The following is an 18,224-nucleotide window of genomic DNA, read 5'->3' as shown; positions in this document are numbered from 1 at the left end:
GTCAGTTCAGGCCGAGGTCTTCGAGGTTGAGCAGGTACCGGTATTCGAGCCCGGCGCTTTCGATCGCTTCGCGGGCACCGGTGTCCCTGTCGACGACGGTCGCGACGCCCACCACGGTGGCGCCTGCCTCGTGCAGGGCTTCGACCGCGGCGAGCACGCTGCCGCCGGTGGTCGAGGTGTCCTCCACCGCGAGCACGCGCTGACCGCGCACCTCGACGCCTTCGATCCGGCGCTGCATGCCGTGCTCCTTGGCGTTCTTGCGCACCACGAACGCGTCGAGCACCATCCCGTCGGCCGCCGCGGAGTGCAGCATCGCGGTGGCCACCGGGTCGGCGCCGAGGGTCAGCCCGCCCGCCGCGACGTAGTCCCAGTCCGCGGTGAGCTCGCGCAGCAGCTGCCCGATCAGCGGGGCCGCCGCGTGGTGCAGGGTCGCCCGCCGGAGGTCGACGTAGTAACCGGCCTCCTTACCGGAGGAAAGCACGACCTTCCCGTGCACCACGGCCAGTTCGGTGACGAGCCTGGCCAGTTCGATCTTCGCCGCGTGATCCGGTTTCCGCACGGCGTGAGTTTGTCACACGCGTCCGTTGATCCGGTCGCGTGCCGCGACCCTGTTCCCGACCGCGCGCATCAGCGACCGGGGGACGAGGCCGAGGAAGGCGACGATCGCCTTGTACTGGGGGCTGGGCACGGACACCACCTTGCCGCGGCGGAGGTCCGCGAGCCCCTCGCGGACCACCGAGCCCGCGTCGAGCCAGAGGAACTTCGGGCCGATCTTCTTCATCCCGAGCCGCTCGTGGAACTCGGTGTGGGTGAAGCCGGGGCAGAGCGCGAGCACGCGGACGCCGGTGCCGCGCGTCGAACCGGCGATGCCCTCGGAGAACGACACCACCCAGTTCTTGCTCGCGGTGTAGGTCGCCTCGTGGCCGGACATGAACCCGGCGACGCTCGACACGTTGATCACGTCGCCGCGGCCGCGCTCGATCATGCCGGGCAGGGCGGCCCTGGTCAGCCTCAGCACGGCGGTCACGTTGACGTCGAGCTGGCCCTGCAGTTCGTCGGGCGGAACGGTCCAGAAGTCGCCGTTGAGCCCGAAGCCCGCGTTGTTGACGAGCAGGTCGACCTGCTCGGCGGCGAGCTTGTCCTCGACGGCGAGACGGCCGTCCGCGGTGCTCAGGTCGGCCGGAAGCGGGGTAGCGGCGATGCCGTGACGTTCGGCGAGTTCGGCGGCCAGTGCTTCGAGACGGGTCTTGTCCCGTGCGACGAGCACGAGGTCGTGTCCCTCGGCGGCGAGGCGGCGGGCGAACTCGGCACCGATTCCGGCGGTGGCGCCGGTGATGAGGGCGGTGGGCATGGCGACCACGTTACCGACGCGTCAATGATTGCTGTGAGTACAGAAGAGGTCAGCCGAACTGGGAATACTGACTCATTGGCGTTAACCCAAAGTGGTCGGTTAAGTCCCACCCATGCGGGGTACTAGGACGGGCAGTATCGTTCGGGCCGCCATTCGGAGTAACCGAGATCACCACTCCGATGAACGGGCTGTCCGAGACAAGCTTTGTCCGATGCAAGCTCTGACTGTGAGGACCTTCTTATGGGGAAGCACAACAAGCGGAGAATGAGCTACCTGCCGAAGGTAGCCGCGGGTACGGCGCCGTTCGCGCTCCTGCTGGCCGGACCGGCGACCGGGTGGGCGGCTACCAGCCCCGACCTGCCGATCGACCACCACAACGAGCACTCGTTCCAGCACGGCCTCGACAAGGGCGTCCAGCCCATCCAGACCCCTGACGGCGCGGGCTACACCGCGTTCGTCAAGGGTTTCGTGGACGCGATGAACAAGGACACCTACGCCGGTGACCTCGGTGGCGCCAAGATCGCGGCCGAGCAGGCGCAGGCGGCGAAGGGCGCGGTGGACGCCGCCGACACCACCACGGCCGGGCTGTCCGGCGTTGATTCGACCGCGTACGCGAAGGGGCTGCTCGCGGGCAGCGAATCGCAGAAGTACGCCGTGGGCTACGGCGACTACGGGATCGCGCACACCTCCGAGGAAGCGGGCCGCGTCGCCGCGGAGGGCAACCGGGACCTGCACGTCTCGCGGAACGGCGCGGTCTCCGCCTCCGAGGTCGGCTCGACCGGCGTCGCGGGCTCGCGCGGTAACACCGAAGGCGTCCGTTTCGGCGACGGCGCCGCGCTCACCAGCAACAAGCAGAACGCCGAAGTCACGAACGACCGCGGCGAGGCGTTCGAGTTCGATCCCGTGGCGGGCACGCTCGACACCGCCACCCAGGAGGGACACCACGTGGTCGCGGACAACTCGATGTCCCACGCCGTGAGCAAGGGCGGCAACTCGGCGTTCAGCAACAACGCCGAAAGCGTCGGCGCCAGCGCCGACCGCTACGCCGGGCTCTCCGGTTCCAAGGACGGGCACGTGCACGGCGTCGTCAAGGGAGGCGCCGAGGCGAAGGCCGCGCGCAGTTCCTCGCAGGGCGTCACGTTCGGCGACCTCGCCGGCGGCACGGTGGCCTCCGACCAGGGCGCGCGAGGCTCGTTCAGCGGCGTGCTCGACGCCGAGCGGAACCGCGACGGCTCGGCGACCGTGGTCACCGGCGGCAACGCCTCCGGCGAGCTGAAGCAGGCGCACGCGGTGGGCGGCAAGCTCGGCCCGCTCTCGGCCGCGGCCGCCACGGCGCAGGAGGGCTCGTTCGACTCGGCCAACCACAGCGCCACGACGGTCAGCCCGGCGGGCAAGGTCGACTCGACGGCGAAGTCGCTCACCAAGGGCCACTTCTCGGACGAAACCAGCGGCTCGCTCGGCATCGACAAGGTGCTGACCGTCTCCGGCGGCGCGAAGACCACGGTCGACACCGCGGCAGGCGTTTCCCAGTCCACAAAGGACAGCAAGCCGGGAGTGCCGGAGGTGACGCGCGACGCGTCGGTCAAGCACGACAACGACCTCCGGATCGGGGTGCTCGGCCAGAAACTCGTCGGCGGCGGTGTTTCCGTCGACGGCCTGAAGATCACGCCGCACCTGGACTAGGCGTTCGGCAGGAATGGCCCCGCTGTGGCGGGGCCATTCTTTTTGCCCGGCTCGTGCCCTGGACGACGCGGTGAGGCGGGTCCCCGAAGGGCACCTTCGGGGACGATGCGCGCGTCGATTCCAGGTGCGATGGGCGGGGAGGGGCTTGGTCCCCGAAGGGCACCTTCAGGGAATACGCAGCGGACCTCGGCCTCGACCGCTACAGGAACATCCTTCCGGAACGGTGCTCTCGCGAGCAGAACCGGAATGACTGCGACCAGCACCGAGTTCGCCGCGCTGGACTTTCTCCGCTACCGATAGAGAATCCCCCACCCGTCCCGGGGGCGGCCCCAAGCCCAGTTTACCGGGGATGGGGTGGGATCGGCCCGGAAGTGCCGTGTTGTCCACAGGCGGCGGCCGATGTGGACAACTCCTCGCGGGATCCCGCGAACAAGCGCAAGAACGAAAACGGCCCCGCCGCGAAGGCGGGGCCGTTTCGGGTCAGTGGGCGGGGGGCGGGGGCGCCTGGTACTCGGTGGCACCGCCGCCGTGCTCCGGGGCCGCGGGGGCCTGCTGCCAGTGCTTGCCCGCGGCGGGGGCGGGGGTGCCGCTGAACTCGTCGTCGAACGGGTCGACGATGTCGGCGATCTCGCCGAGGTCCCGCAGCAGGCGTTCGAGGCGGGACGGGCCGACGTTCGGGGCCGCGCTCGCGAGCACCCATTCGTTCTCGAGCCAGGTGACGCCGACGTCGCCGCCGAGCGAGTCCGCGGCGTCCACCAGCTCCTGGGTGATCAGCGCGCGGGCGCCCTCGGCGTCGTCGGCGAAGGCGTAGCGCTGGCCGACCGGGCCGAGCAGCTCCGGCATCTCGGCCCGCTGGAACGGCACGCTCGCGAGCCACAGCTCCACGAGCACCGGGTGCACCCGGTTGCAGCGCACCGCGACCACCACGGCCGGGATCTGGCCGTCGGACTCGATGTCGAACACGAACACCGGGCGCCTGCCGTCGGAGGTGAACGTCGAGCCCGCGACCACGTTGACCGCGGCCTCCGCGCCGAAGTACCCGATGGCGCCGCCGGACCACTGGCGCGGCAGGCGTTCGTCCTCCTCGACGAACTGCCAGCCGCGCAGATCGGCCCACCGCGCGCGCTCTCGGTTGCGCGAGCCCTCTCTCGACCGGTCGGCCGCGAGCAGCCCGAGGCCTGCCACCAGTGCGATGGCGGCGATGACGAACCAGATCCACGCCGGAATACCCACGACCATCAGGGTATCCCCCACGGCCAGCCGACCAAGATCAGCTGGCCGTGTCGCCGCAACCCGTTCGGGGAAACCGCCCTTATGCGCGCTCGATGGTCAGCGAATCGCCCGCTTCGAACTCCGGAATGTCGACACGGACGGTGTCGCCGTCCCTGATCTCGCCGGAGAGGAGCTGCTTCGCGAGCTTGTCGCCGATCGCGGACTGCACGAGCCGCCGAAGCGGGCGCGCGCCGTAGATCGGGTCGAAGCCGTTGAGCGCGAGCCACTCGCGGGCCCCGTCCGTGACGTCCAGCGTCAGCCGCCGCGACGCGAGCCGCTTCGCGAGCCGGTCGATCTGGATGTCGACGATCGAGGTCAGCTGCTCGGTGCCGAGCGCGTGGAACACCACCAGGTCGTCGAGCCGGTTCAGGAACTCGGGCTTGAAGTGGCGCTGCACCACCGAAAGCACCGCGTCCTTCCGCTGCCGCTCGTCGAGCGAGGCGTCCGCGATCGCCTGCGAGCCGAGGTTCGACGTCAGCACCAGGATGGTGTTGCGGAAGTCCACCGTGCGGCCCTGGCCGTCGGTGAGCCTGCCGTCGTCGAGCACCTGCAGCAGCACGTCGAACACGTCGGGGTGCGCCTTCTCGACCTCGTCGAGCAGGACCACCGAGTACGGCCTGCGCCGCACGGATTCGGTGAGCTGCCCGCCCTGGTCGTAGCCGACGTACCCCGGGGGCGCGCCGACGAGCCTGGCCACCGAGTGCTTCTCCGAGTACTCGCTCATGTCGATCCGGAGCATCGCGCGCTCGTCGTCGAACAGGAACTCGGCGAGCGCCTTCGCCAGCTCGGTCTTGCCGACACCGGTGGGGCCGAGGAACAGGAACGACCCGGTCGGCCGGTCGGGGTCGGCGACACCGGCGCGCGTGCGGCGCACCGCGTCGGACACGACGGTGACGGCCTCCGGCTGGCCGATGACGCGCTTGCCCAGCTCGTCCTCCATCCGGAGCAGCTTGCCGGTCTCACCTTCGAGCAGCCTGCCCGCCGGGATCCCGGTCCACAGGCTCACCACGTCGGCGATGTCGTCGCTGCCGACCTCCTCCTTCAGCATGACCTGCGCGCTCGCGGCGGACTCGCTGGCCGCGGTGGCGGCTTCGAGGTCCTTCTCCAGCGCCGGGATCTTGCCGTAGCGGAGTTCGGCGGCACGGCCGAGATCGGCGTCGCGCTCGGCGCGGTCCGCCTCGCCGCGCAGCTGTTCGAGCTGCTCCTTGAGGTCGCGGACCTTTTCGATCGAACCCTTCTCGTTCTGCCAGCGCGTGGTCAGCGCGGAGAGCTGCTCGCGCTGCTCCGCCAGTTCGGCGCGCAGCGCGGCGAGACGCTCCCGCGACGCCGCGTCGTCCTCTTTGGACAGTGCCATCTCTTCGATCTCGAGGCGGCGGACGCGCCGCTCCACCTCGTCGATCTCCACCGGCCGCGAGTCGATCTCCATCCGCAGCCGCGAACCCGCCTCGTCGACGAGGTCGATCGCCTTGTCCGGCAGGAAGCGCGCGGTGATGTAGCGGTCGGACAGCGTCGCGGCGGCGACCAGCGCGGCGTCGGTGATCCGGACACCGTGGTGCACCTCGTAGCGCTCCTTGAGGCCGCGCAGGATGCCGATGGTGTCCTCGACCGACGGCTCGCCGACCACGACCTGCTGGAAGCGCCGCTCCAGCGCGGCGTCCTTCTCGATGTGCTGGCGGTACTCGTCGAGCGTGGTCGCGCCGACCATGCGCAGCTCACCGCGGGCGAGCATCGGCTTGATCATGTTGCCCGCGTCCATCGCGCCCTCACCGGTCGCGCCGGCGCCGACGATGGTGTGCAGCTCGTCGATGAAGGTGATGACCTCGCCCGCGGAGTCGGTGATCTCCTTGAGCACGGCCTTGAGCCGCTCCTCGAACTCGCCGCGGAACTTCGCGCCCGCGACCATCGACCCGAGGTCGAGCGACACGACCCGCTTGCCGCGCAACGACTCCGGCACGTCACCGGCGACGACCCGCTGCGCGAGGCCCTCCACGATGGCGGTCTTGCCGACACCGGGCTCGCCGATCAGCACCGGGTTGTTCTTGGTGCGCCGCGAAAGCACCTGGACGACGCGGCGGATCTCGGTGTCGCGGCCGATCACCGGGTCGAGCTCGCCGGCGCGGGCGCGCGCGGTCAGGTCGACGCCGTACTTCTCCAGCGCCTTGAACGTGCCTTCGGGATCGGGGCTGGTGATCCGCGCGGAACCGCGCACCTTCTGGAACGCGTCGCGCAGCGCGTCGGGGGTCGCGCCGTGCCGCTTGAGCAGGTCGGCGACCTGGCCGCCCTCGGACGCGAGCCCCACCAGCAGGTGCTCGGTCGAGACGTACTCGTCGCCGAGTTCGGTGGCGAGCTTCTGCGCGTGGGTCAGCGACTTGAGCGCGAACGTGTCGAACTGGGGCGTGGACACGGTGGCACCGGTCGCCGAAGGGAGCGCGCGGGCGATCGGCTCCAGCTCCTTGTGCACCTGGTCCACGTCGGCGCCGACGGCGGTCAGCAACGGCCCGGCGATCCCGTCGCCCTGGGCCAGCAGCGCACCGAGCAGGTGCGGCGGCGCGACGTCCGGGTTCCCCGCGACGGTCGCCGCCTGCGCCGCCGACGAGATCGCCTGCTGGGTCTTCGTCGTCGGGTTGAAAGCGTCCATCCCTCACCTCTGTGTTGTGCATGCCTGGTGACAGCCTCCACCATGGGCCATCGACAAGTACAACGTCAGAAAAGTTGAGTCTGTTCCGCTCAACTTCGTTTTTCTTCATCCCGGCTGCTGGCGGGCAGCGAGAAGCCCCCGGAGGCGCAGCCTCCGGGGGCTTTGAGCGAGCCGCTCAGTGCACGCTGACGAGTGAGTCGGCGCGCGCCATGGTGACGTCGTGGTGCAGTGGCCTGCCCGCGAGGTCGAGCGCCACCGCTTCCGGCGTGTGCTCGGGCGCGGCGGTGATGAGGATGTGGTGACCGCTCCCCGGTGCCGGGAGGCGGTAACCGCCGACGTCGTTCGTGCTGGTGCGGGCGACCTGGTGGCCCGCGGCGTCGGTCAGCGTCACCGCGGCGCCGACGACCGGGGCGCCATCCGGGGTGAGCACCACGCCGTGCACGGGGGAGACCGGCTGCTGCTCCGGTTCGAACCAGGCGCGCGGCCGGTCGTCCGTTCGGGCGTGCCTTGGCGCGTGCGCCTGCTGGATCGGCTGGAATTCCACGGTCTCGGCCTCCTCCGGCGCCGCCTCCTCGCGCAAGTCGAGGCTCGCGCGCAGCGGCGTCTCCCTCATGAGTACCACCGCGAGCAGCGTGACAACCGCGATGCACGCGGCGATCAGGAAAACCTTGCCGGTGGCGTCGCCGTAGGCGGTGCGCACAACGGCGCGGACCGGTTCCGGCAGCGCCTTGAGGTCGAGCGAGCCACCGCCCGCGCCGCCGCCCTTGCCGCCGAGCGCCGCGCTGACGTTCGTCGCGACCTGCGCGGACAGCACCGCGCCGAGCGCGGAAACACCGGCCGAGCCGCCGAGCGTCCGGAAGAACGTGACCACCGAGGACGCGGAGCCCATGTCGTGCATGGCCACCGTGTTCTGCACGACCAGCACCAGGTTCTGCATGAGGAACCCGATGCCGATGCCCATCACCGCGAGGTACGAGCCCATCAGGGTCAGGTTCGTGGCGTGGTCGACGGTGCTGAGCAGCCCGAGGCCGACCAGCAGCAACACCGCTCCCGCCACCATGAACGGCTTCGTGCGGCCGGTGCGCGAGATGACCTGCCCGGAAACCGTCGACGAGAGGAAGAGGCCGAGCACCAGCGGCATCGTCATCAGGCCCGCGTGCGTCGGGGAGAAGCCGCGCGCGATCTGGTAGTACTGCCCGAGGAACACCGAGCCGCCGAACATCGCCGTGCCGACCGCGAGCGTGCCGAGCACGGACAGCGTGATCGTGCGGTTGCGGAACAGGCGCAGCGGCAGCACCGGCTCGCTGGCCCGCGACTCGACGAACACCGCGAGCCCGAGCGAAACGAGCGCGCCACCGACGTAGGCGACCGTTGTCCACGAGCCCCACGCGAAGCTCTTGCCCGCCAGCGAAACCCAGATCAGCAGCAGGGCGACACCGCCGACGAGCAGGGTCGCGCCGAGCCAGTCGATCTTGACCTTGCGCGTGAGGACGGGCAGGTGCAGCGTCCTGCCGAGCACCACGAACGCGGCGACGGCGACCGGCACGCACACCCAGAAGCACCAGCGCCAGCCGAGCGGGGAGTCCACGATGAGCCCGCCGACGAGCGGGCCGGAAACGGTCGCCACGGCGAAGGTGGCACCGATGTAGCCGGAGTAGCGGCCGCGGTCGCGCGGCGAGATCATCGCCGCGATCACGACCTGGATCAGTGCCTGCAGCCCGCCGAGGCCGATGCCCTGCAGCGCGCGGTAGGCGATCAGCTCCGGCATCGACTGCGCGATGCCGCCGAGCGCGGAGCCGAGCGTGAAGATCACGATGGCGAGCTGGTACAGCAGCTTCTTGCTGAACAGGTCGGACAGCTTGCCCCACAGCGGCGTGGTCGCGGTGGAGGTCAGCAGGGTGGCGGTGACCACCCAGGTGTACTGGCTCTGCGAGCCGTGGAGATCGGCGAGGATCGTCGGCAGCGCGTTGGACACGATGGTCGACGACAGCATGGCGACGAGCAGGGCCAGCAAGAGGCCCGAGAACGCCTTCATGATCTGCCGGTGGGTCATCGGTTCCGCCGGGCCGGCGCTCGTCACGGTTGGTGTGCTCACGGTCCCCCTCACTTCTTTCCGTCCTGCGCGGGACAGCCACCCAGTGCGTCGCGCAGGTCTTCGTTCATCAGTTCCAGTCGCCGGGTCAGCGCGTCGACGTCGTCGTCGGACCAGTTCCCGAGCGCGCGTTTGACGAAGGCGATGTACAGCCCGCGCCAGCGTTCGAGCTGCGCCTCGCCCTGTTCGGAGACCCGGATCAGCGCCGCGCGCCCGTCTTCGGGGGCGGGCCGCCGTTCGATCAGGCCCGCGGCGGCGAGCTGGGAGATCTGCCTGCTGATCACGGACAGGTCCACCATGCGGCGCTTGGCCAGCTCGGACGGGCGGCTCTCACCGCGATGGGCCAGCTCCGCGAGCAGCATGCCCGCGGCGGGGTGGATGCCCGGCTCGGCGTTCCACGCCTGCGCGATCCAGCCGTGCTGGAGCTGCGCGGAGGCGCGGAGCTGGCGCATCAGCTCCATGCTGGCGTTGTCACTGGGGCCGCCACGCGGCTCGACACCCAGGTCCGCTTCGGTGCCCACGGCGGGGCGTTCGAGCGTTTCCGGCTGCTCACCCATGTGGACCGGCCTCCCTCTTCTTCGCGGTGCTCGCGCCAATTGCTTGCGCCATACAAGTTTACTATCAGCTAGTTGCTTAGCACAACTATCCTTGGCGTGAGCTAGCGCACCCCAGTGCCGGGCAACACCACCCGTCTGGCGCAACCTTGCTGGGATTCGGCCGCCTGCCGGTTACTCTGCGGACTGCCCGCCCGGCATCCCCGCGACGCGCATTTGATCAAGAGGATGGAATATTCATGACCGAAGTGGCCACTGATCGCGGGGTGTGGCCGGTGTCCGCCGACGAACTCGTAACGACGGGCCGTTCATGAATAATCCCCCACGGAGGATCCCCGCCCACCGAAATCCCTGCGAGCAGACACCGAGATGACCGCCGACGCCGTCAGCCCCGTCCCCCGGACCAGTCACCGGGAGGCCCCGCCAGCCGTCACCCACATGGTGCGGCTGATCAGGGATGCCTGGGCGAAGGCGGAGCCGTACCTGCCGGAGATCTCGCAGTTCTTCTACGGCATGTTGTTCACCCTCGCGCCCGCGACGCGCGACTTCTTCCCGATCAACATGGAAGTGCAGCGCGGCAGGCTCGTGCGCGCGCTCGTGCACGTGGTCCAGATGGTCGACCGCCCGGACGACCTGGTGCCGTTCCTGCGCCAGCTCGGCAGGGACCACCGCAAGTTCGGCGTCATCCCCAAGCACTACGAGGCGGTCGGCACCGCGCTGCTCGCTTCGCTGAAGAAGCACCTCGGTCCGGAATGGACGCCCGAAGTGGAGCGCGCCTGGGCCGAGGCGTTCACGATCATCGCCAGGTCCATGCAGGAGGCGGCCGCCGCCGACACGAACCCGGCGTCCTGGACGGCCACCGTCGCCGAGCACCGCAGGCTCAGCTGGGACCTCGCGCTCGTCCGGCTCCAGCCGGAGCGGCAGCTTCCCTTCCTCCCCGGCCAGTACATGAGCGTCGAAGTGCCGCAGCGGCCCCGGTTGTGGCGGTACCTCTCACCCGCGAACGCCCCGCGCGAAGACGGCTCGATGGAGTTCCACGTGCGCGCGGTCGAGGGCGGCTGGGTCTCGCGCGCGATCGTCAGCCACACCCAGGAAGGCGACGTGTGGCGGTTCGGGCCGCCGCTCGGCCGGATGAGCGTCGACCGGGAAAGCGACCGCGACGTCCTGATGGTCGCGGGCGGCACCGGGGTCGCGACCGTCCAGTCCCTGCTCGACGAACTGGCCCAGTGGGGCGAGAACCCGAGGGTCCGGGTGTTCTACGGCGACCGCACCCGCGAAGACCTCTACAACCTGGAAAACCTGCGCATGCTCGCGTCGACGAACCCGTGGCTCACCGTGACCCCGGTGGTGGAGCACGGCCCCGGCCTCACCGGCTGCGAACACGGCACGCTGGCCGAAGCGATCACGCGGCACGGCGCGTGGCCCGACCACAACGTGCTGGTGTCCGGGTCGCCCGCGATGATCAGGGCGACCGTGTCCAGGATGCTCGTCGCGGGAACGGCGCTGGATCAAATCCGCTACGACCCGTTCACCATCGACTGACCGCTCGCCACTGGAGACTCTCATTACTCGCGGGTAGCCTCGCGGGATGGAGACTGCGATCACGGTTGCCGACGGATCCATCAAGGGGTACCTCGCCGAGCCACTGCCGGAGGTGTCCGGCCCCGGCCCGTATCCGGCGGTGGTGCTCATCCACGACGCGGCCGGGCTCACCCAGGACGCGAAGACCATCGCCGAACGGTTCGCCACCGCGGGCTATCTCGTGCTCGCGCCCGACATGTACTCGCGGGGCGGCGCGTTGCGCTGCCTGAAGGGCGTCTTCCGCGACCTGTTCGCCGCCAAGGGCCGCGCCTTCGACGACATCGACGCGGCGCGCCGCGCACTCGCCGAGCGGGACGACTGCACCGGGAAGGTCGGCGTGGTCGGGTTCTGCCTTGGCGGCGGTTTCGCGCTCGTCGCCGCCAGCGGCGAGTTCGACGCGTCCGCGCCGTACTACGGCCAGCTCCCGAAGAACCTGTCCGTTTTGGACGAAGCCTGCCCGGTGGTGGCGAGCTTCGGCCGCAAGGACGTGACCCTGAAGGGTGCCGCGGCGAAACTGGAGTCGGCACTCGCCGAGCGCGGGATTCCGCACGACGTCAAGGAATACCCGGACGCGGGCCACAGCTTCGCGAACCAGCTCCCGCTGAACCGCCTGTTGCGCGTCACCACCGGTTTCGGGTACCACCACGAGTCCAATGAGGACGCTTGGCGGCGGGTGCTCGCGTTCTTCGCCGAACACCTGCGCTGAGCTTCAGGTCCGGACCACAAGCCACTCGTTCGACGGCATTCCGGTGAAGCACACGACGCCGTCTACCTCGGTGGCGCGGAGCGCGTCCGGCCGCGCCAGGATGCCGACCGGCTCCACGCGTCCCACGGAATCCGCACAATCGCCGGGCTCTGTTCCGGGGAATCCGGTCCAGGAAAACCGCGCGCTGTCAACTAAGTTGTCCACAGCCGGGGCACCTGTGGACAACTCGGTCAGTCGCCCCTTTCCGGGACGGGGTGGCGGTATGCTGGGCTTGGGGCCGCCCCCGGGACGGGTGGGGGATTCTTCTTAACCAGTTGTGGTTGGCGCGAGCAGGTTTTGCCCGGTGCGACCAGGTGCGTTCGATCAGCCAGGCAGGTTCGGCGGGACCGAGCGGGTTCGGCGCGCGCACGAAAAGGGCCCGCCGGGTCCGGGTGCGGACGTCGGCGGGCCTGGCCGGAAGGGTCAGCGGGTGCGGCGCGGTTTCCAGACCACGAGTGAGGTCTGCTGCCGCATCGGCACCAGGTCCTTGCGGTACGACGCGTGGATCGACGCCGCCGCCTGTTCGGCCGCGGCGTAGGCCGAGGCCAGCTCTTCGGTCAGTTCCTGCACCCGCATCCGCAGCGCGTCGACCTGGTTCTCCAGTTCGATGATGCGCTTGATACCGGAGAGGTTGACGCCCTCCTCCTGGGAGAGCCGCTGCACCTCGCGCAGGACGGCGATGTCCCGCATGGAGTAGCGCCGCCCGCCGCCCGAGGTCCGGCCGGGCGAGACGAGCCCTTGCCGGTCGTAGGAGCGGAGCGTCTGCGCGTGCATCCCGGAGAGCTGCGCGGCCACCGAGATGACGAAGACCGGGGTGTCCTCGTCGGCACCGCCTGGAAGCCCCCCGCCCGGGAGCATGCCGAACACCGCCATCGTGCTCACCGCCCTTGCAGCAGCTCAGTGATCTCCGGACGTGGGTCCTGATCCTTGACGGCCTCCGCGTAGCTCTCCAGCGCCGCCTTCGCCTTCTCGTCCACAGTGGACGGAACGGCGACCTGCAGGGTGACGAGCAGGTCGCCCTGCTTGCCGTCCCGCTTCGTGATGCCCTTGCCCCGCACCCGCAGCACGCGGCCGCTGGCGGTACCGGGCGGAACCTTCACCGAAACCTTCGAGTCGAGCGTGGGCACCGTGATCGTGCCGCCGAGGGTGAGCTCGGCGAAGCTCACGCCGACCGTGATGGTCAGGTCGAGCTCCTTGCGCCCGAACAGCGGGTGCGGCGCCACGTGCACGCGGACGAACAGGTCGCCCGCCTGCGCGCCGCCGCGGCCCGGTTCGCCCTGGCCGGCCAGCCGGATGCGCTGGTTGTCGTCGACACCGGGCGGGATCCGCACGGTGAGCGTCCTGGTGCGGGTGCTGACGCCCTCGCCCGCGCATTCGGGGCACGGGTCGTCGATGATCTTGCCGCGGCCTCGGCAGTCCTGGCACGGCTCGGAGAACGCGAACGCGCCCTGGCTCCGGCTGACCAGCCCGCTGCCGCTGCACGTCGGGCACAGCCGAGGGCTCGTGCCCGGTTTGGCACCGTTGCCGCCACAGGTAGCGCACGTGGCGGGGCTCGACAGCCGCAACGGCAGCGTCGCGCCCTTCACTGCCTCGACGAAGTCGATCCGGACATCGGTTTCCACGTCCGCGCCCCGCTGCGGGCGGTTCGCCGTGGCACCCGCGGCGCCTCGACGGCCGCCGAACAGGTTGCCCAGCATGTCGCCGAGCCCGCCGAAACCGCCGCCCTGCGCGCCTGCCTGGCCGAAGATGTCGCCGACGTCGAAACCGCCGCCACCCTGGCCGCCGGGGAAGTTGAACCCGCCGGGCCCGCCGCCGCCGAACATCTGGCGCGCCTCGTCGTACTCCTTGCGCTTGCCCGGATCGGACAGCACGCCGTACGCCTCGGACACGGCCTTGAACTTCTGCTCGGCCTGCGGGTTCCCGGCGTTCGCGTCCGGGTGGTTCTCCTTGGCCAGCTTGCGGTACGACTTCTTGATCTCGTCCGCCGTGGCGTCGGAGGAGACGCCCAGCTCACGGTAGAAGTCCTTGCCGATCCACTCCCGAGCGCTCATCGGGCGCCTCCTCCCTGGTCGTATCTAGTGTTCGGAGTTCTCTTCGGTCTTCGCCGCCTCGGCGACCCCGTCCAGTGGCAGTTCGCCCTCGGACGGCGGGTCGACCGGCGCCGCGCCGGGCTCGTGGTCGGTGACCCCGACCAGCGCGGCCCGCAGCACCCGGTCACCGAGCTGGTAGCCGCGCCGCATCACCACGGTGACGGTCGGCCCTGCCACCTCCGGCGACGTGTTGTGCTGGACGGCCTCGTGCACGCTCGGGTCGAAGGGCTCGCCCTCGGCACCGAACGACGCGAGCCCCGCGCGCTGCAGACCGGCGACGAGCTTGTCGCCGACGGCCTTCAGCGCGCCGGTGTAGTCGCCGTGCTGCTCGGCCCGCTCGAGATCGTCGAGCAGCGGGAGCAGGTCGCCGACCACGGACGCCTTGCCGGCGACCGCGACGGCTTCCTTGTCCCGCTCGACGCGGCGCCGGTAGTTCGCGTACTCCGCCTGCACTCGCTGCAGATCGGCGGTGCGCTCCGCCAGCTCCTTTTCGAGATCGGTCTGCGCGGGCACCGCTTCATCCACAATGGACTCTCCGAGCGACGGACCCGATTCGGCCGCGGCACCTTCCGGCTCGACCGGTTCCGGGGCGGACTGCTCGCGCAGCTGCCCCGTCTCCAGGTCGATCTTCCGGCGATCGCGGACCACCACGGGCTCCTCCGGAGCCTGCTGTGCGCTTTCGTCGTGCTTGCCAGTCACTTCTTCGCATCCCCGGACTTGTCGTCGGCCTTCTCGTCGTCGACGATCTCGGCGTCCACGACGTCGTCGGCCTTGGCGGAACCGGTGTCACCGGCGGCACCCGCACCGGCGGACGCGGTGTCACCGGCGCCTTCCTGCGCGGCGTTCGCGTTGGCGTAGAGCGCCGTGCCGAGCTCCTGGGAAGCCGTGTTCAGCTTCTCGATGGACTCGCGGATCTTCGCCGAGTCGGTGCCCTTGAGCGACTCGTTGGCCTCGTCGATCGCGGTCTTGACCTTGCCCTTGAGCTCGTCGGGGAGCTTGTCCTCGTTGTCCTTGACGAACTTCTCGGTCTGGTAGACCAGCGTCTCCGCCTGGTTGCGGGTCTCCGCCTCCTCGCGGCGGGTCTTGTCCTCCTCGGCGTGCGCCTCGGCGTCCTTGACCATCCGCTCGATGTCGTCCTTCGGCAGCGCGGAGCCGCCGGTGATCGTCATCGACTGCTCCTTGTTCGTGCCGAGGTCCTTCGCGAGGACGTGCACGATGCCGTTGGCGTCGATGTCGAAGGTGACCTCGATCTGCGGCACGCCGCGCGGCGCGGGCGGGAGACCGGTCAGCTCGAACATGCCGAGCTTCTTGTTGTGCGCGGCGATCTCGCGCTCACCCTGGAACACCTGGATCTGCACCGACGGCTGGTTGTCGTCCGCGGTGGAGAAGATCTCCGAGCGCTTCGTCGGGATCGTGGTGTTCCGCTCGATGAGCTTGGTGAACACGCCGCCCTTGGTCTCGATGCCCAGCGACAGCGGGGTCACGTCGAGCAGCAGGACGTCCTTGACCTCGCCCTTGAGCACACCGGCCTGCAGTGCCGCGCCGACCGCGACGACCTCGTCCGGGTTCACGCCCTTGTTCGGCTCGCGGCCGCCGGTCAGCTCCTTGACCAGCTCGGCGACGGCGGGCATGCGGGTCGAACCGCCGACGAGGACCACGTGGTCGATGTCGCCGACCGCGATACCCGCGTCGCGGATGACGTTGTTGAACGGCGACTTGGTGCGGTCCAGCAGGTCCGAGGTGATCTTCTGGAACTCGGCGCGCGAGAGCGTCTCGTCGAGGAACAGCGGGTTCTTGTCGCCGTCCACGGTGATGTACGGCAGGTTGATGCTGGCGCTGTTCGAGCTGGACAGCTCGATCTTCGCCTTCTCCGCGGCCTCGCGGATGCGCTGCAGCGCCATCTTGTCCTTGGTCAGGTCGATGCCGTTGGAGGCCTTGAACTTGTCGACCAGCCAGGTGACGATGCGCTCGTCCCAGTCGTCACCGCCGAGGTGGTTGTCACCGGAGGTCGCGCGGACCTCGACGACGCCCTCGCCGATCTCCAGCAGCGAGACGTCGAACGTGCCGCCACCGAGGTCGAAGACCAGGATGGTCTGTTCCTTCTCGCCTTTGTCCAGGCCGTAGGCCAGCGCGGCCGCGGTCGGCTCGTTGACGATGCGGAGCACGTTCAGGCCCGCGATCTGCCCGGCCTCCTTGGTGGCCTGGCGCTGCGCGTCCTCGAAGTAGGCGGGGACGGTGATCACCGCGTCGGTGATCTCCTCGCCGAGGTAGGACTCGGCGTCGCGCTTGAGCTTCATCAGCACCCGCGCGCTGATCTCCTGCGACGTGTAGGACTTGTCGTCGATCTCGGTCTTCCAGTCGGTGCCGATGTGGCGCTTGACGGACCGGATCGTGCGGTCGACGTTGGTGACCGCCTGGTTCTTCGCGGGCTGCCCGGTCAGCACCTCGCCGTTCTTGGCGAACGCGACGATGGACGGGGTGGTGCGGGATCCTTCGGAGTTGGCGATGACCGCCGGCTCGCCGCCCTCCAGGACGGCGACGACCGAGTTGGTCGTGCCGAGGTCGATGCCGACCGCTCGCGCCATGATGTTCCTCCTGATCAGTGCGGTTGAACCGCGGTGTACTACGTTTCCGACCTGCACAGGTGCGCCCGCGTTGAGCGGGGCCTGCTCAAGTTCTATCGAGAGAGAGCCGCCGCCGTCAAGCTGGACTTGAGCCGGGGTCGCTCAACCTTTCTGCCAGTCCAACGAGCCACCTGCGCGAGTTGTTCCCTCACGGCGGGCAGATCGCGCCCTTCGCCGGTGTGACGCCGCTCACCAGGTACTTCGCGATGGCGGCACGCGCGCAACTGGAGTTGTAGGTGCCCGAGTGCCCCGGCGAGGCGTAGGTGAGCAGGGTGCCGTTGTCGATGCGGGACGTCAGGCCCTTCGCCCAGACCAGCGGGGTCGCCGGGTCGTGCTGCCCGCCGACGACGAGGATCGGCGCGGTCCCGGAGATGTGCTCGGGATGCGGCGGGTTCTTCGGCGGGACCGGCCAGCCGGTGCACGCGGTGGTGATCGTCCAGAACTCCGAGTACCGCCACGAATGCGGCGCGACGCGTTTCACCTGGTCCGCGGCCGCCTTCAGGTCGCGCGGACCGGCGAACGGCGACGGGATGTCGTGGCACCCGACGCCGATGTACGCCGGGTAGTCCTCCCTGGTGAACTGCGAAGCCGTGGTCAGCCTGCTGGCGTCGGCCCGCGCGTCGGCGAGCGCCTTCGACAGCACCGGCCACGCGCTGGAGACGACGAGGCCGTTGTAAGCGCCCGAAGCCAGTTCGTCGGCGGTCGCGGGACGGCCGAGGTGCTTCGACGGCACCTTGCCCCGCTCGCCGTCCGCCATGAGCCCGTCGTAGTAGGCGAGGACGTTTTGCCCGCGAAGTGCGCACTCCGGCGAACTGTCGCACCAGGTCGCGAACTGGTGCCAGGCGTCCTCGACGGCCGCGGCCTCGTCGACGATCGCGCGCCGCGACGAACGGGCGTGGTCCATCGCGCCGTCGAGCACCATCGCCCGCACGCGCTGCGGATACTTCGCGGCGTACATGGCGCCGATTTCCGTGCCGTAGGACAGGCCGAACCAGGAAACCGTGTCCTCGCCGAGCGCCGCCCTGATCGCGTCGACGTCCTCGACGACGTTCGCGGTGTCCGCGTTCGCGAGCAGGGGGCCGGTCTTGGCGAGGCATTCTTCGCCAGCGGCCTTGGTGAACGCGGCGAGCCGGTCGAACCCGGCGCGGTCGACGGGGAACCGGTTCACCGCGGGGTCGTACGGCGTTCCGCACCGGATCCTCGGCGTGGACTTCCAGATCCCGCGCGGGTCGAACCCGATCACGTCGTAGCGCCGGCGGATTTCGGCGAACTCCGGCGTGCCGAAGCCGATGTCCTGATAGGCGATGCTCGCGGTGCCGGAGCCGCCCGGCCCGCCGGGATTGGTCAGCAGGGAGCCGGCGCGATGCGCCTTGTCCTTGGCTGGCAACCGGTTCAGCGCGATCTTCGCGGTGCCGAGCGCCGGGTTCGCGCGGTCGATCGGCACCTCGACCGACGCGCATTCGACCGTCGGGTCGGTGCCAGGGGCAGCGCACGGGGTCCAGGTCAGCGGCGCGGGTCCGGCCGCGACGGCGGTCCCGGCGGCCAGCGGCACGAGCAGGGCCGCCGCGGCGAGGGCTTCGAGCTTCAACACGGT

Annotated in this window: 15 protein-coding genes; 3 read left to right on the top strand and 12 right to left on the bottom strand. The window is 69.9% G+C overall.

The features are described 5' to 3' along the window. Nucleotide 1: 1 nt before the first annotated feature. Together pyrE and ABD256_RS32480 are read right to left on the bottom strand one after the other, a co-directional pair. Nucleotides 2-559: an orotate phosphoribosyltransferase gene (pyrE, locus tag ABD256_RS32485; protein ID WP_344427814.1), complete on the bottom strand. Its 558-nt coding sequence runs from the start codon at nt 557-559 to the stop codon at nt 2-4. A 12-nt stretch (nt 560-571) separates the two neighbouring features. Then, nucleotides 572-1,351, bottom strand: coding sequence for an SDR family NAD(P)-dependent oxidoreductase (locus ABD256_RS32480; protein WP_344427811.1), 780 nt, complete (start codon nt 1,349-1,351; stop codon nt 572-574). A 240-nt stretch (nt 1,352-1,591) separates the two neighbouring features. On the opposite strand from ABD256_RS32480, the gene ABD256_RS32475 reads away from it, so the two are divergent. Beyond that, on the top strand, nt 1,592-3,034 hold the full coding sequence (locus ABD256_RS32475) for a hypothetical protein (protein ID WP_344427808.1): 1,443 nt from the start codon (nt 1,592-1,594) through the stop codon (nt 3,032-3,034). A gap of 480 nt (nt 3,035-3,514) precedes the next feature. Here the strand turns inward: ABD256_RS32475 and ABD256_RS32470 are convergent, their stop codons facing one another. The 4 genes from ABD256_RS32470 to ABD256_RS32455 all read right to left on the bottom strand — a co-directional run bounded on the left by ABD256_RS32470 (nt 3,515) and on the right by ABD256_RS32455 (nt 9,497). Next, nucleotides 3,515-4,267: a type III secretion system chaperone family protein gene (locus ABD256_RS32470; protein WP_344427805.1), complete on the bottom strand. Its 753-nt coding sequence runs from the start codon at nt 4,265-4,267 to the stop codon at nt 3,515-3,517. Nucleotides 4,268-4,346: 79 nt separating this feature from the next. After that, nucleotides 4,347-6,944: an ATP-dependent chaperone ClpB gene (gene clpB, locus ABD256_RS32465; protein ID WP_344427802.1), complete on the bottom strand. Its 2,598-nt coding sequence runs from the start codon at nt 6,942-6,944 to the stop codon at nt 4,347-4,349. A gap of 175 nt (nt 6,945-7,119) precedes the next feature. Further along, a complete protein-coding gene (locus ABD256_RS32460) occupies nt 7,120-8,997 on the bottom strand; it encodes an MFS transporter (RefSeq protein ID WP_344428005.1) in 1,878 nt (625 codons plus the stop codon). A 50-nt stretch (nt 8,998-9,047) separates the two neighbouring features. After that, nucleotides 9,048-9,497: a MarR family winged helix-turn-helix transcriptional regulator gene (locus ABD256_RS32455; protein ID WP_344428002.1), complete on the bottom strand. Its 450-nt coding sequence runs from the start codon at nt 9,495-9,497 to the stop codon at nt 9,048-9,050. A gap of 462 nt (nt 9,498-9,959) precedes the next feature. Here ABD256_RS32455 and ABD256_RS32450 point away from each other — a divergent pair, with 462 nt between their 5' ends. Beyond that, nucleotides 9,960-11,132: a globin domain-containing protein gene (locus tag ABD256_RS32450; RefSeq protein ID WP_344427799.1), complete on the top strand. Its 1,173-nt coding sequence runs from the start codon at nt 9,960-9,962 to the stop codon at nt 11,130-11,132. A gap of 46 nt (nt 11,133-11,178) precedes the next feature. Further along, on the top strand, nt 11,179-11,877 hold the full coding sequence (locus ABD256_RS32445; protein ID WP_344427796.1) for a dienelactone hydrolase family protein: 699 nt from the start codon (nt 11,179-11,181) through the stop codon (nt 11,875-11,877). A 3-nt stretch (nt 11,878-11,880) separates the two neighbouring features. Here the strand turns inward: ABD256_RS32445 and ABD256_RS32440 are convergent, their stop codons facing one another. The 6 genes from ABD256_RS32440 to ABD256_RS32415 all read right to left on the bottom strand — a co-directional run bounded on the left by ABD256_RS32440 (nt 11,881) and on the right by ABD256_RS32415 (nt 18,218). After that, nucleotides 11,881-12,003 carry a hypothetical protein gene (locus tag ABD256_RS32440; RefSeq protein WP_344427793.1) on the bottom strand — a complete coding sequence of 41 codons (123 nt, stop codon included), beginning with the start codon at nt 12,001-12,003 and terminating at the stop codon, nt 11,881-11,883. A gap of 336 nt (nt 12,004-12,339) precedes the next feature. After that, nucleotides 12,340-12,789: a heat shock protein transcriptional repressor HspR gene (locus ABD256_RS32435; RefSeq protein ID WP_344427999.1), complete on the bottom strand. Its 450-nt coding sequence runs from the start codon at nt 12,787-12,789 to the stop codon at nt 12,340-12,342. 5 nt (nt 12,790-12,794) lie between these two features. Then, nucleotides 12,795-13,967: a molecular chaperone DnaJ gene (gene dnaJ / locus ABD256_RS32430; RefSeq protein WP_344427790.1), complete on the bottom strand. Its 1,173-nt coding sequence runs from the start codon at nt 13,965-13,967 to the stop codon at nt 12,795-12,797. Between the two features lie 24 nt (nt 13,968-13,991). After that, nucleotides 13,992-14,705 (bottom strand): nucleotide exchange factor GrpE, encoded by a 714-nt coding sequence (gene grpE, locus ABD256_RS32425; protein ID WP_344427788.1) that lies wholly within the window; start codon nt 14,703-14,705, stop codon nt 13,992-13,994. Next, complete coding sequence (gene dnaK, locus ABD256_RS32420; RefSeq protein ID WP_344427785.1) at nt 14,702-16,591, bottom strand: molecular chaperone DnaK; 1,890 nt, start codon at nt 16,589-16,591, stop codon at nt 14,702-14,704. The genes grpE and dnaK overlap by 4 nt, the downstream gene beginning before the upstream one ends. 187 nt (nt 16,592-16,778) lie before the next feature. Next, a complete protein-coding gene (locus ABD256_RS32415; protein ID WP_344427782.1) occupies nt 16,779-18,218 on the bottom strand; it encodes an alpha/beta fold hydrolase in 1,440 nt (479 codons plus the stop codon). Between the last annotated feature and the right edge of the window lie 6 nt (nt 18,219-18,224).

The organism is Amycolatopsis minnesotensis (assembly GCF_039529815.1).
GTDB lineage: Bacteria > Actinomycetota > Actinomycetes > Mycobacteriales > Pseudonocardiaceae > Amycolatopsis > Amycolatopsis minnesotensis.
This window is presented reverse-complemented; position numbering and strand designations above follow the sequence as displayed.